The sequence below is a fragment of the Streptomyces sp. NPDC058239 genome (assembly GCF_042882185.1).
In the GTDB taxonomy this organism is placed as follows: domain Bacteria; phylum Actinomycetota; class Actinomycetes; order Streptomycetales; family Streptomycetaceae; genus Streptomyces.
The window spans coordinates 75560-90668 of the sequence record NZ_JBHVWS010000005.1; the positions used below are offsets into that span (position 1 = coordinate 75560).

General features: G+C 71.5%; 16 protein-coding genes. 2 read left to right on the forward strand and 14 right to left on the reverse strand.

Annotation, left to right across the window (positions count from 1 at the left end):
- Positions 1-41: 41 nt before the first annotated feature.
- The 9 genes from ACFVYE_RS09040 to ACFVYE_RS09080 all read right to left on the reverse strand — a co-directional run bounded on the left by ACFVYE_RS09040 (position 42) and on the right by ACFVYE_RS09080 (position 7947).
- Entirely contained in the window at positions 42-815 is a 774-nt protein-coding gene (locus tag ACFVYE_RS09040; protein ID WP_389604801.1) for an NADase-type glycan-binding domain-containing protein, read from the reverse strand.
- Positions 816-1206: 391 nt separating this feature from the next.
- Positions 1207-1770, reverse strand: coding sequence for a phage tail protein I (locus ACFVYE_RS09045; RefSeq protein WP_389604803.1), 564 nt, complete (start codon positions 1768-1770; stop codon positions 1207-1209).
- Positions 1767-3728: a putative baseplate assembly protein gene (locus ACFVYE_RS09050; RefSeq protein ID WP_383960059.1), complete on the reverse strand. Its 1962-nt coding sequence runs from the start codon at positions 3726-3728 to the stop codon at positions 1767-1769. The genes ACFVYE_RS09045 and ACFVYE_RS09050 overlap by 4 nt, the downstream gene beginning before the upstream one ends.
- On the reverse strand, positions 3728-4153 hold the full coding sequence (locus tag ACFVYE_RS09055; RefSeq protein WP_114242526.1) for a GPW/gp25 family protein: 426 nt from the start codon (positions 4151-4153) through the stop codon (positions 3728-3730). Before ACFVYE_RS09055 ends, ACFVYE_RS09050 begins: the two co-directional genes overlap by 1 nt.
- Positions 4150-4467 carry a PAAR domain-containing protein gene (locus ACFVYE_RS09060; protein ID WP_382227775.1) on the reverse strand — a complete coding sequence of 106 codons (318 nt, stop codon included), beginning with the start codon at positions 4465-4467 and terminating at the stop codon, positions 4150-4152. Before ACFVYE_RS09060 ends, ACFVYE_RS09055 begins: the two co-directional genes overlap by 4 nt.
- A gap of 61 nt (positions 4468-4528) precedes the next feature.
- Positions 4529-6295 (reverse strand): VgrG-related protein, encoded by a 1767-nt coding sequence (locus ACFVYE_RS09065; RefSeq protein WP_383960064.1) that lies wholly within the window; start codon positions 6293-6295, stop codon positions 4529-4531.
- Positions 6292-7014, reverse strand: coding sequence for a LysM peptidoglycan-binding domain-containing protein (locus ACFVYE_RS09070; RefSeq protein ID WP_383960067.1), 723 nt, complete (start codon positions 7012-7014; stop codon positions 6292-6294). Before ACFVYE_RS09070 ends, ACFVYE_RS09065 begins: the two co-directional genes overlap by 4 nt.
- 61 nt (positions 7015-7075) lie before the next feature.
- Positions 7076-7501 (reverse strand): phage tail protein, encoded by a 426-nt coding sequence (locus tag ACFVYE_RS09075; protein WP_383960069.1) that lies wholly within the window; start codon positions 7499-7501, stop codon positions 7076-7078.
- A 62-nt stretch (positions 7502-7563) separates the two neighbouring features.
- Positions 7564-7947: a hypothetical protein gene (locus ACFVYE_RS09080; protein ID WP_383960072.1), complete on the reverse strand. Its 384-nt coding sequence runs from the start codon at positions 7945-7947 to the stop codon at positions 7564-7566.
- A gap of 751 nt (positions 7948-8698) precedes the next feature.
- Between ACFVYE_RS09080 and ACFVYE_RS09085 the strand changes: the two genes are divergently transcribed.
- Together ACFVYE_RS09085 and ACFVYE_RS09090 are read left to right on the forward strand one after the other, a co-directional pair.
- Positions 8699-9202 (forward strand): hypothetical protein, encoded by a 504-nt coding sequence (locus ACFVYE_RS09085; protein ID WP_389604807.1) that lies wholly within the window; start codon positions 8699-8701, stop codon positions 9200-9202.
- 318 nt (positions 9203-9520) lie between these two features.
- Positions 9521-10267 carry a hypothetical protein gene (locus tag ACFVYE_RS09090; protein WP_389604809.1) on the forward strand — a complete coding sequence of 249 codons (747 nt, stop codon included), beginning with the start codon at positions 9521-9523 and terminating at the stop codon, positions 10265-10267.
- Positions 10268-10597: 330 nt separating this feature from the next.
- Here the strand turns inward: ACFVYE_RS09090 and ACFVYE_RS09095 are convergent, their stop codons facing one another.
- The 5 genes from ACFVYE_RS09095 to ACFVYE_RS09115 all read right to left on the reverse strand — a co-directional run bounded on the left by ACFVYE_RS09095 (position 10598) and on the right by ACFVYE_RS09115 (position 15109).
- Positions 10598-10756: a DUF6760 family protein gene (locus ACFVYE_RS09095; RefSeq protein ID WP_266430796.1), complete on the reverse strand. Its 159-nt coding sequence runs from the start codon at positions 10754-10756 to the stop codon at positions 10598-10600.
- Complete coding sequence (locus ACFVYE_RS09100) at positions 10753-11256, reverse strand: hypothetical protein (protein WP_383960082.1); 504 nt, start codon at positions 11254-11256, stop codon at positions 10753-10755. Before ACFVYE_RS09100 ends, ACFVYE_RS09095 begins: the two co-directional genes overlap by 4 nt.
- Positions 11253-11693 carry a phage tail protein gene (locus ACFVYE_RS09105; protein WP_114242518.1) on the reverse strand — a complete coding sequence of 147 codons (441 nt, stop codon included), beginning with the start codon at positions 11691-11693 and terminating at the stop codon, positions 11253-11255. Before ACFVYE_RS09105 ends, ACFVYE_RS09100 begins: the two co-directional genes overlap by 4 nt.
- A 39-nt stretch (positions 11694-11732) precedes the next feature.
- Entirely contained in the window at positions 11733-13262 is a 1530-nt protein-coding gene (locus ACFVYE_RS09110; protein ID WP_383960085.1) for a phage tail sheath family protein, read from the reverse strand.
- Between the two features lie 521 nt (positions 13263-13783).
- On the reverse strand, positions 13784-15109 hold the full coding sequence (locus tag ACFVYE_RS09115) for a hydrolytic protein (protein WP_389604812.1): 1326 nt from the start codon (positions 15107-15109) through the stop codon (positions 13784-13786).

Consider the following 15109-nt stretch of genomic DNA (forward strand, 5'->3'; position numbering starts at 1 on the left):
GGAGCGGCGCCGCCCGTTCTGCTGCCGGGTGGCGCCCGGCCTCAGCTGCGCTTGAAGAACTCGACCTCCCCGACCGCGATCGGCCGCCCCTCGCCCTGGCCGGCCGCGGCCCTCAGCACGAGCCGGACGGAGACGACATCGCTGATACCGGTCCGTACCGTCTGTGGGCCCGGCTTGTCGGTGAGTGTCAATGCCTTCTCGCGGACCTCGCCATCCGCCGTGGTGACGATCAGATCGGCCCGGGTGGGCCTGGCCCCCTGCCGGAACTCCTGGGGCTCCTTCGACACACCGGAGTGCACCACGACGCCGACCAGCCGGAACGGCTTGTCGAAGCGGCACGTCAGTGACGAGCCGAGCGTGGGCGCCCCCCAGTACTTGTCGGTCAGTCCGTCGACGGCCGCGGCTGCCGGATGGCCGGGAACCTGGGCGCTCGCGGTGACCTCGGTCGGGCTGATCTCCGCCGTTCCGCCGAGCTTGTCCCGAACGTCCTCGAAGAGATAGCGCCCGACCGGCAGGAACAGGAAGCCCGCGAACAGCAGCCCGACGACCGCCAGCACCATCACGGTCCGCCGCAATGCCCGGCCCGATCCGCCCCGCACCCGGCGGCGGAACGGCCACACCGTGCGCCACCACGGCAGCGGCTTCGGCTGCTCCCGGGTGTGCAGCGGTGCGGCGCAGCGCCGGCAGAACCGGCGTCCCGGCAGGTTCGGGGTGCCGCACGCCGGACACGGTGCCCCTTCCGGCTCCTCGTCCGCCGCCACGGGCCTTACGACGGGCCGCCGGGCGATCGGCTTGGCCGGCTGCACCGCGACCACGGGCGCGTCCGGCGCCGGTGGTTTCGGCCGTACGGGGGCGGGCTGCGCCGGTCGCGGGGGCGGTTTTGGGGCCGGCGCCGGCTCCGCGGGGGGCGGCCCGGCAGGTTCCGATGTGCGCGACCGCGTCGGCTCCACCGGCGGCTCGGGGCGCGGGGAGGGCGGCGGGGCCTCGGTCGGGGGACCCGCGGTCTCCGGGGCGGTACCGGTCGCGGGAACGGCTGGAGCACCGGCCGTGGGCTCGGCTGCCGGTTCTGCTGGGCCTTCAGGTTCCGCGGCGGCGGAAGGATTCCGCGACGCCCGGGAGGACCAGCCCAGATAGGAACCGCAGTTCCCGCAGAAGTCGTCGTCCTCGCCGTTGGCCGTACCGCACGCCGGACACGAGCGCATCGCGTCAGCCTCCTGTCTCGTCTGGCGGGCCCGGCAGGATCTCCACCCGGCACGTGAGGTGTACGGGGCACGAGGCCGCGACGACGTCCAGGACGCGGCCGGCGTCCACCGATCCGCCGTGCAGCGCCCAGACACGCACCAGCAGTTCTCCGGTCGGCGACGCAGGCAGCTCCGCGCCCGGCTCGGACGACCACGTGGCGCCGCCGCCGTCCTGGATGTCGGCATGCACGCCGAAGCAGAGCCGTAGGTGTTCGATCAGACCACGGCGGGTACCGCGCCAGCGGTGCAGTTCGACGGCGCGGGCGATCACGGCCCGCCGCAGCCCCTCGGGCCAGGCCGGATCGACATCGGCCGCCACCCAGGACGACAGCCAGGGCAGGAAGTCGGCCGGAGCCAGCGACGGGTCGAAGTAGGCGGGAAGGTTGTCCAGGGTGGACAGGACGGGCGCCAGGACGGTGTCGAGGCCCGCCGTGAACCGCTGGGCCAGGTCGTCGTCCGCGTACAGCGCGGGCAGCAGCCCGCCGATCGGATAGCGGCTGGCGAGCCCGGGTACCGCAGCCCTCGTCATGAGCCGTCACCGGCCCCGCCTGCGGTGACCACGACCTGGTGCTGGTGCGAGAAGACCAGGGCGCCCGGGGCCACGTCGATCCGCTCCACCGCCGCCCCGCGTCGGCCGGTGATCGGGTCCGCGGGGAACAGCCGTACCTCCTCCACCAGACCCACCCCCCGCACGCCCTGCAGTACGGCGAAGACCTCGCCGTACTGCACCGGCCTGCCGAACGGCCACCCGGTCCCCTCCGCTCCGCCCCGCAGCGGATCGATGTGGCGGAACAGCGCCTCGACCGCCTCCGCCCGGACCAGGTCCACGTCACCACCGGCCGTCACCAGCCTGGCGACCACGGTGACGCCCTGGTACGCGGGCGGCTCCACCACCAGCCGGGTGCCGACCAGTCGCCGTTCGTCGAGTCGTGCCGTGACCGTCGAGAGCACGGAGTCCGACGGGATCAGCTGCTCGAACCGCAGTTGGCCCCCCTCGTCGGCGACCGCGTCGGGCACCACCAGGACCCGTACGGCGCCGCCCTCGCCCGCGACGGCGGGCAGGCACCGGACCCTGCGCAGGGAAGGTGCGGCCTCGCGGGCGATGGCCTCGTAGTCCCCGGCCGTGACCGCCCGCTCCTGCACCCGAAGGATGTTGGGCGCCCGGACCTTCGCGTTCTCCACGGTCTCGCCGTCGACCCCGCCCCTGGCCGCCTCGCGGTTGTCCACGCCCGCCACGTACGGCACCGAGCTGCGCAGCACGCAGATGGCACCCCGCGCGACGTTCCCGGCCGCCCCGCCGCCCGTACGGTAGCGGGGAACCCGCAGCTGTGCGCCCTTCTCGGGCACCGCTCCGTAGGCGCGCATCGTCCCGTCCGGCTCGCGTACCTCCGGCGGGAACGCGAACTCGCCGGAGACGGCATCGATCCGCACATGCCGGTCGTTCGGGGCGGAGGCGCCGAAGTGCTCCACCGCGGTCCAGACCTGCCAGCCCTCCGCGGAGGACACCTGGACGACCGGCGGCTCCCCGTCCAACAGCAGCGGCGCCCTGCTCACGGAGAACCTCTGCCCGGCGACGCCCTCGGAGATGCCGAGCGGAACGTCGAGGACGGTCTCGGCGTGTTCGACGCCCATCGTGCCGCCGACGGTGAACACCTCGGCCTCCCGGATCGTCGGCGACTCGGAGTAGAACGGCTGGCCCGGTTCCGGCGCGGTGACCCGGCAGCGCAGCCATCCCGCCCGGGTCCCCGCGGTCACCGACGCGGTGTGTCCGGCAGGGACGAACACGATCACCTCGCCGGGCCTGTTCAGCCCGCCGGTGCTGTCGGTGCCGGTCTGGCACGTGACCCAGCGGGCACCGTCCCACGCCTCCCACACCAGCGGTGGCTGCCGGGGGTCGACGCCCACGCCTTCCACGCGGCTGTCCAGGCGCACGGCGACGATGCACCGGGGCACGGCGGTGGGCAGCCCGAACAGCAGGGCGTCGCCGGGCTCCGGCCGGGGCTGGAAACACGGGATGTCCTTGCCGGCGCCGAGCGGTGCGGTGCGGTCGGTCTGGTCGCCCGACACCGGCGCGGTGACCAGCCGGACCAGTGAACTCGGCACGATCGACAGGTCGTCGGAGGTCGAGAACACCACCGCCTCCTCCGCCTCGCCGCGTGAGGTGGCGACCTCCGTACCCGCCGGGAGCCGCACGGTCTCCGGCTGCGGCGCGGACAGCCAGAAGTCGACCTCCGCCCGTGCCACCGACGGCGGGAACAATGTGACGCCCAGCAGGTCGAGGAAGGCCGAGTAGTTCTTGTCCGGTACCCGGTTCAGCCGGTACAGCAGCTGGTCGACCATGTACGCGAACGTCTCGATGAGCGTGACCCCGGGGTCCGACACGTTGTGGTCGGTCCACTCGGGAGAGCGCTGCTGTACGTACCGCTTGGCCTCGTCGACGAGCTGCTGGAAGCGCCGGTCGTCCAGGTTGGGTGAGGGCAGGACCATCAGCGCACTCCCGATTCTTCGGATCCCTCGGAGGACGGGATGGTGTAGAAGGGGAAGACGAGGTTGCGCAGGTCGTTCGTGGCCCGCACGGTGTAGTGCACGTCGATGTACAAGGTGCCCTCCTCGATGGCGTCGAACGCGATCACCACGTCGGTCACCTCGATGCGCGGCTCCCACCGCTCCAGCGACGTGCGGACCTCGTGCGCGATGCGCCCGGCGGTGGCGCCGTCACCGGGTGCGAAGACGTAGTCGTGAATGCCGCAGCCGAACTCCGGGCGCATCGGCCGCTCGCCCGGCGCCGTGCCGAGCACCAGCCCGATCGCCTCCTCGATCTCCCGGTCCCGCTCGACCATGCCGATGCCGCCCGTGGCGCCGACCCGCAGCGGGAAGCCCCAGCCGCGCCCGATGAACCCGCCGCCGCTCACATCGGGCCCCCGATCAGTACGTTCAGCGCACCGCTGATGATGGGCGCGCCGCAGGTGGTGTTGTCCCGCATCCGGGCGGCGGGCAGCCCGCCGATCAGGACCTGACCGGTGACCGCGGCGGCCGGGTTGGGCATGATCACGTTCCCCGGCCCGAGCGCGGCGTGCGGGGGGACGACGCATACGTGCAGGCTCCCGGCGACGGCCGCCGGCCGACCACCGATCAGCACGGTGGCGACGGCCACCGCACCCGGGGGCGGGGTGCCGATGAGGCCGCCGTGGGCGGTGCTGTCGCCTGTGCGGGCTGCGGGGGGCATGGCCGGGGTTCTCCTTGCTGGGAAAGGGACTTCTGGGGACATCGGATGGATGGAAGGGTCGTCAGTTGATCCTGATGAGCTTGGCCTTGAGTACGGCGAGCAGCCCGCCGTCGATCGTGACCCCCGTCTTGCCGTTGACGGTCACCGAGCTGCCCTTGATGTTCACGTCGCCCACACCCGCGTCGAGGGTGATGCCCGACGCGGAGAGCGTCACGGAGCTCAGCGCCCGGGTGCCGCCGCGGGCGTACACCGTCAGCGCGATCTCGCCCCGCCGCTCGTCCAGCGTGACTTCGAGCCGCTTGTCGCCGGTGGCCAGCCGGACACCGGACGGTCCGCGCGGGGCGTCCAGCAGTTCGAGCCGGTTTCCGGAACGGGAGACCAGTGAGCGGCGGTTGACCTTGCCGCTGGTCGGGTCGACCAGCGGAACGTCGTGGGGCGAGGGCTTGTCGACCCCGTTGTAGAGGCCGCCCAGCACATAGGGGCTGTCCAGCAGCCCCTGCTCGAACCCGACCAGCACCTCGTCGTTGACCTCGGGACTGAACACCCCGCCGCCGCCCTGGCCGCCCCACTGCACCGTACGGACCCAGTCGGTCACATAGGTGTCGTCGAGCCAGGGGAACTTCAGCCGGACCCAGCCCCGTTGGGCCTTGCCCTCTCGGATGTCGGTGACCACGCCGATCGCGAGACCCGGCATGCGCGGGCCGCGCGAGGGCGCGTTCGAGCCGCTGGTCAGTCCCGCCAGCGAGCGGTCGGGCGCCGCGCTCACCAGCACGGTCGTGCGGTAGCCGCCGTTCGGTTCCAGTACGTGGTGCGCGGCGGTCGCCGTGTAGCGCCCGGCGAACGCGGGCCCGACGTTGCCGAGGGTCACCGGCTCGCCCGCCCGCAGCCGGGGATTGCCCTCGGCGACCGCCTCGATCTCGCCGAACCCGGAGCTCACCGAAGCGGCCACCGAACCTGCCACGGCCCTGGTCTCGGCCTGGGTCCGGTACGGGGTGTCGGTGACCGTCATCCGGGCGTTCGCGCCGAACGCCCCGGCCGCCAGCGACGGGCTCATCCCGGGGGACACCGTGTTGCTGCGGATGGACTGCTCGCGGGCCACCAGCCGTGTCTTGGTGTCGACGTTCCAGCCGCGCACCTCCACGCTGTTCGCCCCGTCGGCAGCAGTCAGTACGGCCCGCAGGGCCAGCAGGTTGCGCCCGTACTCCAGGACCATCGGGTGCCGGGTGGCGGAGGTGGCGGGGGAGGGTGCCGACGCGGCGGGCTTCGGCTTCACGAACTGCAACAGGCCCTTGTCGTCCACCCGCACGTGCGCGCCGCTCTCGCCCGCGAGGTACTGGAGGAACTCCCAGTCCGAGACATTGGGCTGGGTCAGCTGTTTGTACGTGATGGGGGCGGCCTCGATCCTTCCGCAGGCCAGCCCGGCGCCCGCGGCGACCTTGCGGACGATGTCCGCGGTCTTCATGTTGCGGTAGGCCACCACCTTCCGTCCGCGCTGGAGCCGGTGAGCCTTGGAGAAGGCCCGCACGACCGTGAACGAACCGGTGGTGTCGCTGTCCAGTTCCACCGCCGTGACCTCACCGGTGAACAGCCGCTCGCGCACCCGCTCCTGCACGGTGACCACGGATATCTTCAGCGGGGTGCCGATGGTGAGACCGGTGGCGGTGAGCAGCTTGTGATCGGGATCCCGGTATGTCAGCACGGCGGTGTCCGGCAGGCCGACGTTCTCGTCCACCACGCAGCTCACCAGCTGGGCCGCCCAGGCCGGTGGCAGCTCACCAGGGGCCTCGACGATCGGATCCGCGGCGAAGGAGCGGCCGGGGGCGGTCATCGGCTGCCCTCCGGGGCGTGATCTTCCAGTCCGGGCACGACCAGCTCCCTGCCGGGGATCAACTGCATCGGGTCGTCCACGTCGTTGGCTTCCGCGATCGTGCGCCACGCGGTGGCGTCGCCGTACTCCCGCCAGGCCAGCAGCGGCAGGCTGTCACCGGCGACGACCCGGTGGGTACGACGTGCCTCCCGCGAGCCGGACGTGGGGTTCTGGCCGGCCGGATCGACGCTCGCCTCCTCGATCGACAGGGAGCAGGTGGCGCGCAACGGCTTCCCGTCGACGTCGAACAGCGTGTACGAGACGGAGAGGTTGGACAGCACGCCGTCGAACGAGGTCGTCTTCGACGTGCCCCAGTCGAAGCGGACCCAGGGGCTGGCGGGCGTCTTGCGGGCCAGGCTGCTCGGGGTGGGCACACACGCCGTCATCAGCTGCTCCACCGCCTTCTCCACCGAGTTGTCATGGGTGGCGGTGGCGTCCAGGAAGACCTCCAGGGACAACGACCGGGGCCCGCTGCCCACGAATTCGGGCAGTGCGGACTGCCCGGCCATCCTGGACGGTGTACGCCGCCACTCGGTGCTCTTGCTCAGCGACAGCTTCGCGGGGTTGAACTGCAACGTGAGCCGGGCGAGGCTCCCGCCCGGTTTGGCGCCGACGGTCGCCGGCGGTTCCATGATGGTCAGCTGGGCGCGAGCACGGCTCGTACGGACAGCGGGTGACATTGCGCTCCTCCTTCCCGATCTTCTCTGAATGCCTGTACCTGTTAAGAGATGTGATGGTTCATCAGGAAGGCTCCAGGCCCTCGTGTGCGATCTCCAGCGTCTCGATCGCCGCCTGGGAGCTGGCGGGGTCGAAGGACGGTCCCTGCCAGCGGACCGGCACGATGCCCTGCACCTGCCAACTGATGATGCGGCTGAGGTCCGGACGGAGCGCGACAATCTCGCCGTCCTTGGGCTCGACCCGCTGGATCGTCTCGTTCAGCCACCGTGCGATCTTGAGCGTGTCGGCGGTGACGGGGCGGGTCAACGTGATGTTGGTCCAGGTGATCCGCCCCGGCAGCTGCCAGGTGAAACCGTTGTTGCCGCCCTCGGCGTACTGTTCCATCTCCACCTCGGCGCCCAGACCCGAGCAGGTGTGGAAGGCCCCCAGGTCACTGCCTCCGATGACGAGCTTGAAGAACACGCTCGTCGCGAAGATGTTGTCCGTCATGTGCTTCTCTTCTTCTCCGCTGTTTCCAAGTGCCGTGCCGTGTCCAGTCGTTCGGACCGCTGTCAGCGGCGTCCGTCGTACAGCCGTCCGGTACGCTCCCGCCCTCTGCGCATGTCCGCGCGGATCAGCCGGCTCACCGGATCGAGCAGTCGACGGGCCAGTTCCTCGATGTCCGCCCCGGTGACGCGGTTCGCGGCCGGTGGGTCCGCGGTGGCCGATCCGGCCGGCCCGGTCCTTCCCGTCGGCGCGGCGGGCTTCACCGGGGCCGCCCTCACCGGAACACCGGTGATTCCGGCGTCGGCCGCCGCGCGCTGAAGCACCTCGGCCGTGGACCCCGAGACGCCGGCTCCGGTCGCCGGAGCGGGTGCGCGTTGCGGGACCCGTACTGAAAGCCTCGGTGGTCCGGGGAGGGGAGAGTCGGCTCCGGTCGCCGGTCCGGTGGTCATGGGAGCGCCGGATTCGGGCACTGGCGGCAGCGCCATCCGCTGTACGGGCACGACGGCAGATCCCTGCCGGTCCGGTGCGGGCGGATGCGGGCGCACGACGGGAACCGGCTGAGCGGCGTACGGCAAGGAGGAGGCTGCGGAGGGGGCCACGAACGGGGTTGAAGGTGCGGTTCGTGGTGCCGGGGACGGCGGTCCGGGACGGCGGGCGGAGTGTGACTGCATGGGCTGCTGCTCCGGCGGGCGGGCCTCGGGGCGGGACGGGGGCGTTGTCGCGCCGCCGCGCACCGAACGCTGCACGAGCCGTATCAGGGAGCCGCCGACCCCCGGTCCGCGACCCGTCCGGTCCGCGCTTGCTCCGGCTCCGGTTCCGGCTCCGGTTCCGACTCCGGCTCCGGCTCCGGCTCCGGCCCCCGGAGCGCGACCGGGGGCACCTGCGGGCGTCCGGCCCGAGGGCGTCCCGCTCCGGAAGGTGGCGGACGACGGGTTCCCGGGCACGAGGCGTTGAATGGTGCTGCCACTGGGCGTCGGCCCCTCGGGCGCCGACCTCTTGGGCGTCAGCCCGCCGGGCACCGTCCCGACGCCGGTCTCATGGGGCCGGTGCGGCGAAGCAGCTTCGGCGGGACGGGTGCGCGGGTGAGGAAGTGCCGGCCCGGATGCGGCACCCGACGGGGTCCGGGGCTCCCCGGGCCCCGTGCTCCCGGGAGCACGGGACAGCGTGCCGGACCCCGGCTGCTGGACATCACGACGCCAGGTGGCCGCCACGACCGGCCGGGCTGTGCTGCTTGTCGTCGGCGCCGAAAAGCCCTCGCTGGAGCCGGTGCTCACCTTCAGGGCCCTGCTCGCGAGCAGGGCCCTCGACCGCTGGACGGCGGGCGTCGGCTCCGCTGCGCGGGCAGCAGGCCCGGATGTCCGCCCCTTCTCCCGCTCCGGGGTGATCCTCCGGACACGAACCGGCCCAGCGGGAGCGGGAGCGGAAGGGGAAGGGGTGGTGGTGGGCGTGCTCGTACGCGTGGTGTCCACCGCCGCACGCTGGACAGCCGCAGGCTCCTGTGCGGACGCACCTGGCCGAGCAGGCACGGGGGATGAGCGCACCGGCATCTCGGCGGGCGCGTTCAGGGGCTTCGACATCGGCTCGGCCGGTGCGGAGGGCGGATGGGGCGCCCCGGACTCTCCCGCCGATGTCGTGCCCTGTCGCGGGCCCGTGGTTCCCGGATGTGTCCGACGGCGGTCACCGAGCAGCGGAGCGTCGTTCTGAAGCCTGGCTGTCGACGGAAGCGAAGGAAGGGGCGTACCGATCCCGCCGCGGGCACGAGCCTGTGAGCCGGACCTGTCGGGCTGTGGCGGCTGCGGGGACCGGGCTTCCGGGGGACGAACCTGCGGGGCCGACGGCTGACGCACCGACGGCTGACGCACCGACGGCTTCGTCGCCTCCGACGAGGGCGTGGTCGTCACCGCAGGGGTTGCCGTGTCCGATGCCTGGCGTTGAAGCACAGGCATATCCGCTGCCTGTTGCCCTTCCGGGGCGGACGGGACGGCCTCGCCCCGCGCTGCCGGGCCGGAGGGTACGGCCCCGGTGGGCAGTTCTCGCAGGGGCCGGCCCAGGGCGGGCCGCACCGCTGCGGTGGTGGGACGGTCGGTGGTGCGGTCCGGTGATGGTGCGGGGCCCGGCGCGGCAGCAGGAGCCGCACCGCCGGAGCGGTCCGGCCGGGCGGGCGCGGTCTGCTCCGACGCGCCCCGTTGTACTGCGGTGGTGGTGATGGCGGGAGTGGCCGGTGCGGAGGCCGTGGCCGGCAGGATCCCCTCGATGTGCCGCAGTGCCATCGCCGGACGCCGGGCAACGATCAGGGGCGGGGCAGTGCGCCGCGGACGTACGGCGGCGGGCCGGGCGCGCTGGAGCGAGACCGGTGCCGGTGCGGTGTCCGCCGGATGCTGCGACACCGACGCGGCGGCCGGGCTTGAAACCGGTCCCGGAGCTGTGCCCCGCGCCGTGCTCCTCGCAGGGGCCGCCGCTGCCGAGGCTTCCGGAGCAGTTGCGCCGCCACCGCCGGTCTGCCGCCCCGGTGCCCCGCTCCCGGAGGAACGGGGGGACGAGGAGTGGGAGGACGAGGAGCGGGAGGACGACGTACCGCTCGACCGCTGGACGGTTGCAGGGACCGGCTTCCCGCCGGCCCCGCCCCTGCCCCTCGCGTTGCCCGCCGTGGCAGGCGGCAGGCCCGCCGCAGGTTCCGCTTCCCCGTCCGTTCCGGTCCGGGCGGCACGCAGCAGCAGCGGTCCACCGGGAGACTCGGAACGCGCGCGGCCCGGACGGGCGACGCCATGAATGAGGCCCACCGGCGCGGACGGCAGTACGGCATGGCCGAGTTCGCTCCCGAACGTGAGGCTCTGCCACGAGGCGAGGCCGGCTCTGAACCGCAGTCCGTCACTCACCCCGATCGAGGACCGGGCAACCGTCACCGCCGGGGGCGCGACCTGCCGCCAGCCGCCGTCCCAGCCACTGCCCCGGTCGCCGTCCTGCTGATCGGCCCCGCTGTCGCTCCGATCGGCCTCCGGTTCCGGACTGTGCCCGGCGTCGGCTCCGACCCCGCCCCGGGGCGGCGTACCGGGCTGCTGCCGATCCCCTCGGCGGAACCAGTCTCCGAACCCCACACGATCACCCGCCTTCGTTGACGCGGGTGTTGATCCGCGCTATCTCCCGCACCCACTCCTGACGCTCGCCGTGGGTGAGGTCGAGAATGTCCTCTCGCTGCCAATGGAAGTGGTAGGCGACGTACGCGATCTCCTCCCGCAATCGGGGAAGCGCGTACGTCACGATTCCCCCAGGCGCCCACCCGAGAGGTCCACCTCGAACGCCCCGTGGCACAGCGGGCAGGTCACTGCCGCGTGCGTGTGGCCCTCGCTGTTGATCCGGCGGTAGAAGTCCTGGAGGAACGCCACATCCGTGGCGTACATCCGCTCGACGACCCCGGCGTGCACATCGGTGATGGTGCCGAGCTGGGTGATCACCTGGCTCAGCAGCACCACACTCAGGTACGCCGGGTTCTCCTTCACCCGCAGGTCGATCTGCGGTCGCAGCTCGTCACGTGCCGTCGCGAGCCGCATCGAGCCGCGCCGATGGACCTGACCCTCGTCGTCGACGTAACCGCGCGGGAGCTCGAACTCGAACTCCGTACGCAGGTCCAGCTGGTCACGGTCCCGGTCCCGGGCCGGAAGCGGCGCTGGAGCCGCCTCCTCGCGTGCGGCGGGCGGGGCGGACGCGAGGCTGTCGAGGACTTCGTCGAGCCCGCCCGACGTAACGGTCCTGCGCCTCATTCGACCACGATCTCCTCGAAGGTGATGGTCACCGTCTCGGTGGCGGCACTGGACTCGCCGGCCTTCAGCGAGGGACCCTCCCACTTACTGGCCCAGCCCTGCATCAACTGGATGCGCCGGACCGTCTCACCCTTCGAGTCCTTGATCTCGATGGTCAGGTTCTGGCGCGCGGTGTCGACGGCCCCGTTGTTGAGCGTCTCCTTGATCCAGTTGGTGAACTCACTGCTCTTGTCGAGTCCGCGGGTGATCGTCACCTCGCCCGCCTGACGTGCGCCGGGCTGCTTGCGGATGATCTGCTTGCCCTCGGCGGTCACTTGACGGACCTCGACGACTTCTTCCTCGACGGTCATGCCGCTGATCTCTTGGATCGACTCGACGAGATAGCCGCCGAGCTGCACGCCGAAGACGTGGGTGGAAAGAGCGTCGCCCTCTGCCATGACTCTGTGTCACCTGTTCCGTTTGCGGACCCTGCTGGGTCACTCGTTGACGAGGCTGGTGCTGTCGGAGAACTGCGCGAGACGGAAGATCACGAACTCCGCGGGCTTCACCGGAGCCACGCCGATCTCGCACACGACCTGGCCCAGGTCGATCGACTCCTGCGGATTGTTGTCGCGGTCGCACTTGACGTAGAACGCTTCCTCGGCCGTGCGGCCGAAGAGCGCGCCCCGGCGCCACTCCTCGGTGAGGAAGGCGGTGACGTTGCGTCGGATGCTCGACCACAGGCGGTCGTCGTTCGGCTCGAACACCACCCACTGGGTGCCCAGGAGGATCGACTCCTCCAGGTAGTTGAAGAGGCGGCGTACGTTGAGATAGCGCCAGGCCGGGTCGGACGAGAGGGTGCGTGCGCCCCAGATCCGGATGCCGCGCCCGGGGAAGGCGCGCACGCAGTTGACACCGATCGGGTTCAGCAGGTCCTGCTCACCCTTGCTGAGGCGGATCTCCAGGTCCAGCGCACCGCGGATGACCTCGTTGGCGGGGGCCTTGTGCACACCACGCTCGCCGTCGCTGCGCGCCCAGACGCCGGCGACGTGGCCGCTCGGTGGCACCAGGGAGTTCTGGCCGGTCGCCGGGTCGAAGACCTTGAGCCACGGGTAGTACACGGTTGCGTAGCGCGAGTCGTATCCGGCGTCGTCGTTGCGCCAGGCACGGACGCGCTGGGCGTTCATGCCCGGCGGGGTGTCCAGGACGGCGACCCGGTCGCCCATCTGCTCACAGTGCGAAATCACCGCCAGCTGGACGGCCTTGACGCCCTCGGCGTCGATGTCCCCGCGCTGGTAGGCGCTCATCAGGTCCGGAACGGCGACCATGGTGATCTCGTCGATCGCTTCGAGACCCGCGAACCCCGTGCGGGCGGCGGCGTCGCCGACGTACTCGGCCGGGTCGAGCCGTGCGACACCGGCTCCGGGGGCGGCAGCGGTGGGCGCGAGGGAGAGGGTCTGGTTCTCGGGGCGGGTCGGGGTGGCGCCAGGCTGCTCGGTGACCTGGATGAGCTTGGACTGGCGGGTCTGGGCGACCAGATAGCCCTTGACGTTCTTGCGGGTGGAGACGTCGTAGGTCTCCACCACCTTGCCGGCCTGCCGTACCAGCAGCCGGAACCGGTCCTCCGGAGGGTTCTCGCCCTCGGCATCGGCGACCTCGACGGAGAGGTCTCCGCTAGTACCGGGCCGTGCGGAGACCAGGAACCCTCCGATGGCGGCGGGCGGGGCCACTTCGGCGGCGGATCCCTGTCCCGAGTCCTGCGCGGGGCCACCGATGCGCACGATGTAGGCCGCGCCGCCGCCGTTGGCGAAGTATCCGTAGACCGCGGGCGTCAGGTACGTGTCGGCGGTGAAGGTACCGAAGGTCTGGACGTACTGGTCCCAGTTCGTCACCAGCGTCGGCTGGTGGAAGGGGCCGGTCTCCGCGAAACCTACGAAGGCTGCGACCGCGGTGCCGACTCCCTCGATGGGCCTCGCTCCGGACTGCACCTCCTCCACGTATACACCGGGGGTGAGGTACGACGGCATGCTCGCTCCTTCGCGTGGTCGTTCGTTCGCCGCCGAGTCTTCCTCGGCGGCTGTGGCGGACAGTAGGTCTCAAGGTCCTGGACACGGGGCAAGGGTGCTGCCTTCCCAGGCACCCGTGCGACAGGAAATGCTTCCCCCTGCGGACCGGTCGCGGCGGTTGCCGCATTTCCCGGTCCGGTCGCGTGACGGCAAGGTGGACTCCGGATTCTCAAAAGACGTCCGCCGGCCGGGGGCTCGACGGAAAACAGCCAGAATTCGCAGGCACCGCCTATCCGATCGGGATCCGGTGACCGAATCCGGCCCTTGACCGCCCCACCGTGCTCTTCCGGCGTTCTCCGAGGGGCCTGTGACCGGAAACTCCTCATCCGCTGCCGGTGTCACGGGAACCCGGGCGGCCTGGTCCACCTCTTGTGTGCACAGGAAAGAGAAACTGCCAAAGACCGGCGGGCCGGGTTCCCTCGATCGGGGATTCCTGCTGTTGTCTTCCCTGTGGGGGAAGCAGGAGGACGGACGCTTTGTTTCTACGGTGCGAGATCGCTCAGTACACCGCTGACGTTGAGTACCTGATGACAACCGGAAGCCTGAGTTCCGGTCGCTGGTGTGCCAGGTTTGGCGCAGGTCACGGACGCGGTGACCGTGTCGTTCTCCTGAATCTCGATGGGGGTGACCCAGTGATAGTCCTGGTTGCGGAAGGTCTCCAGAGCGATGGTGGTGATCTTCCGCTCGCCGAAGGAGATGGTCAGTACTCCTTCGTCGCCCTGGAAGTTCGCCACCACGATGTCCGTGATTCCGAATACCTTCCCCTTCGGGACCCGGTACGTCCCCTTCTTCGCGGCCCCGGAACCGGTCTGCACATCGATCGTCGCCGAGCTCTGCTGGGTGCCCCCCGATCCTCCGCCCGTTCCCGAGCCGGAACCGCCCGAACCGGAGCCTCCGGACGTGTTCGGCTTGCCCGTACCGTCCCCCTGCCCCTGGTTCTCCCCCTGACCACCGGACGGATCGCCCGCGCCGCCCGTCGTCGCACCCTGTTGCTCATTGCGGGGTGTCTTCTCCTGCGCGGCCTCGTTCGCCGCCTGCTTCGCGGTGCTCCGCACCGCGGGCCGGACCAGCGCGAACCACGCGAGCAGCAGCGCGAGCAGCGCGGCCAGGACGATCAGCAGCCACCTGGGCAGTATCGGCAGTTGCGCGAACTCGCCGGGCAACGCCTCGGACCGGCCGGACTGCTCGCTGTCGGTGTCCCGTTCGGCGCTCTCGGCGGCCTCGACCTCGAACGGCCAGGCGACCGGCTGGCCGAACCAGATCAGTTTCCGGGCCCGTACCCGCAGGGCCACCTCGGTGGACTCGCCCGGTTCCAGGCGCCGTTGGGCCGGGGTGAAGGCCAGGCGGAGTTCCTCCCCGGCCTGTTTGCCGGTGAGAGCGACGTCGACCGCGGTGTTCCCCTTGTTCTGCACCGAGGTCCGGAACCGGGCGCCCCGCCAGCCGGAGCGTCGGCGCGGGTCGAGCTCCGCCCGGAGCTCGTGAAAGGGCCCGACGACGACCGTGGCCTCGGGGACCGCCACCGACTCGGGGTGCTCCGTGGGCAGAACGCGGACACCCAGGGGTATCTCACCGGCCCGGACCTCGTGGGACCTGGGCGGCGCGAGCCGTACGGTCACCACCTCGGAGGTACCCGGGTAGAGGGACACGCGCGCCGGCTCGACGGTGCTCCAAGCGGCGCAGTCGCCGACCACTTCGAGCGTGTACGCCTCGACGATGTCGCCGTCGTTGCGCACGGTCAGTGTCGTCGTCGCTTCGGCGCCGGGCGACACCGTCAGCGTATGCGTTTCGAGTTCGGCAGATGTGGTCAC

Bases quoted from the DNA above. Each gene is read 5' to 3' on its own strand.
- ACFVYE_RS09045 (WP_389604803.1), bottom strand. From the start codon at position 1,770: ATGACGAGGGCTGCGGTACCCGGGCTCGCCAGCCGCTATCCGATCGGC.
- ACFVYE_RS09050 (WP_383960059.1), bottom strand. From the start codon at position 3,728: ATGGTCCTGCCCTCACCCAACCTGGACGACCGGCGCTTCCAGCAGCTC.
- ACFVYE_RS09060 (WP_382227775.1), bottom strand. From the start codon at position 4,467: ATGCCCCCCGCAGCCCGCACAGGCGACAGCACCGCCCACGGCGGCCTC.
- ACFVYE_RS09065 (WP_383960064.1), bottom strand. From the start codon at position 6,295: ATGACCGCCCCCGGCCGCTCCTTCGCCGCGGATCCGATCGTCGAGGCC.
- ACFVYE_RS09070 (WP_383960067.1), bottom strand. From the start codon at position 7,014: ATGTCACCCGCTGTCCGTACGAGCCGTGCTCGCGCCCAGCTGACCATC.
- ACFVYE_RS09075 (WP_383960069.1), bottom strand. From the start codon at position 7,501: ATGACGGACAACATCTTCGCGACGAGCGTGTTCTTCAAGCTCGTCATC.
- ACFVYE_RS09080 (WP_383960072.1), bottom strand. From the start codon at position 7,947: ATGACCACCGGACCGGCGACCGGAGCCGACTCTCCCCTCCCCGGACCA.
- ACFVYE_RS09100 (WP_383960082.1), bottom strand. From the start codon at position 11,256: ATGAGGCGCAGGACCGTTACGTCGGGCGGGCTCGACGAAGTCCTCGAC.
- ACFVYE_RS09105 (WP_114242518.1), bottom strand. From the start codon at position 11,693: ATGGCAGAGGGCGACGCTCTTTCCACCCACGTCTTCGGCGTGCAGCTC.
- ACFVYE_RS09110 (WP_383960085.1), bottom strand. From the start codon at position 13,262: ATGCCGTCGTACCTCACCCCCGGTGTATACGTGGAGGAGGTGCAGTCC.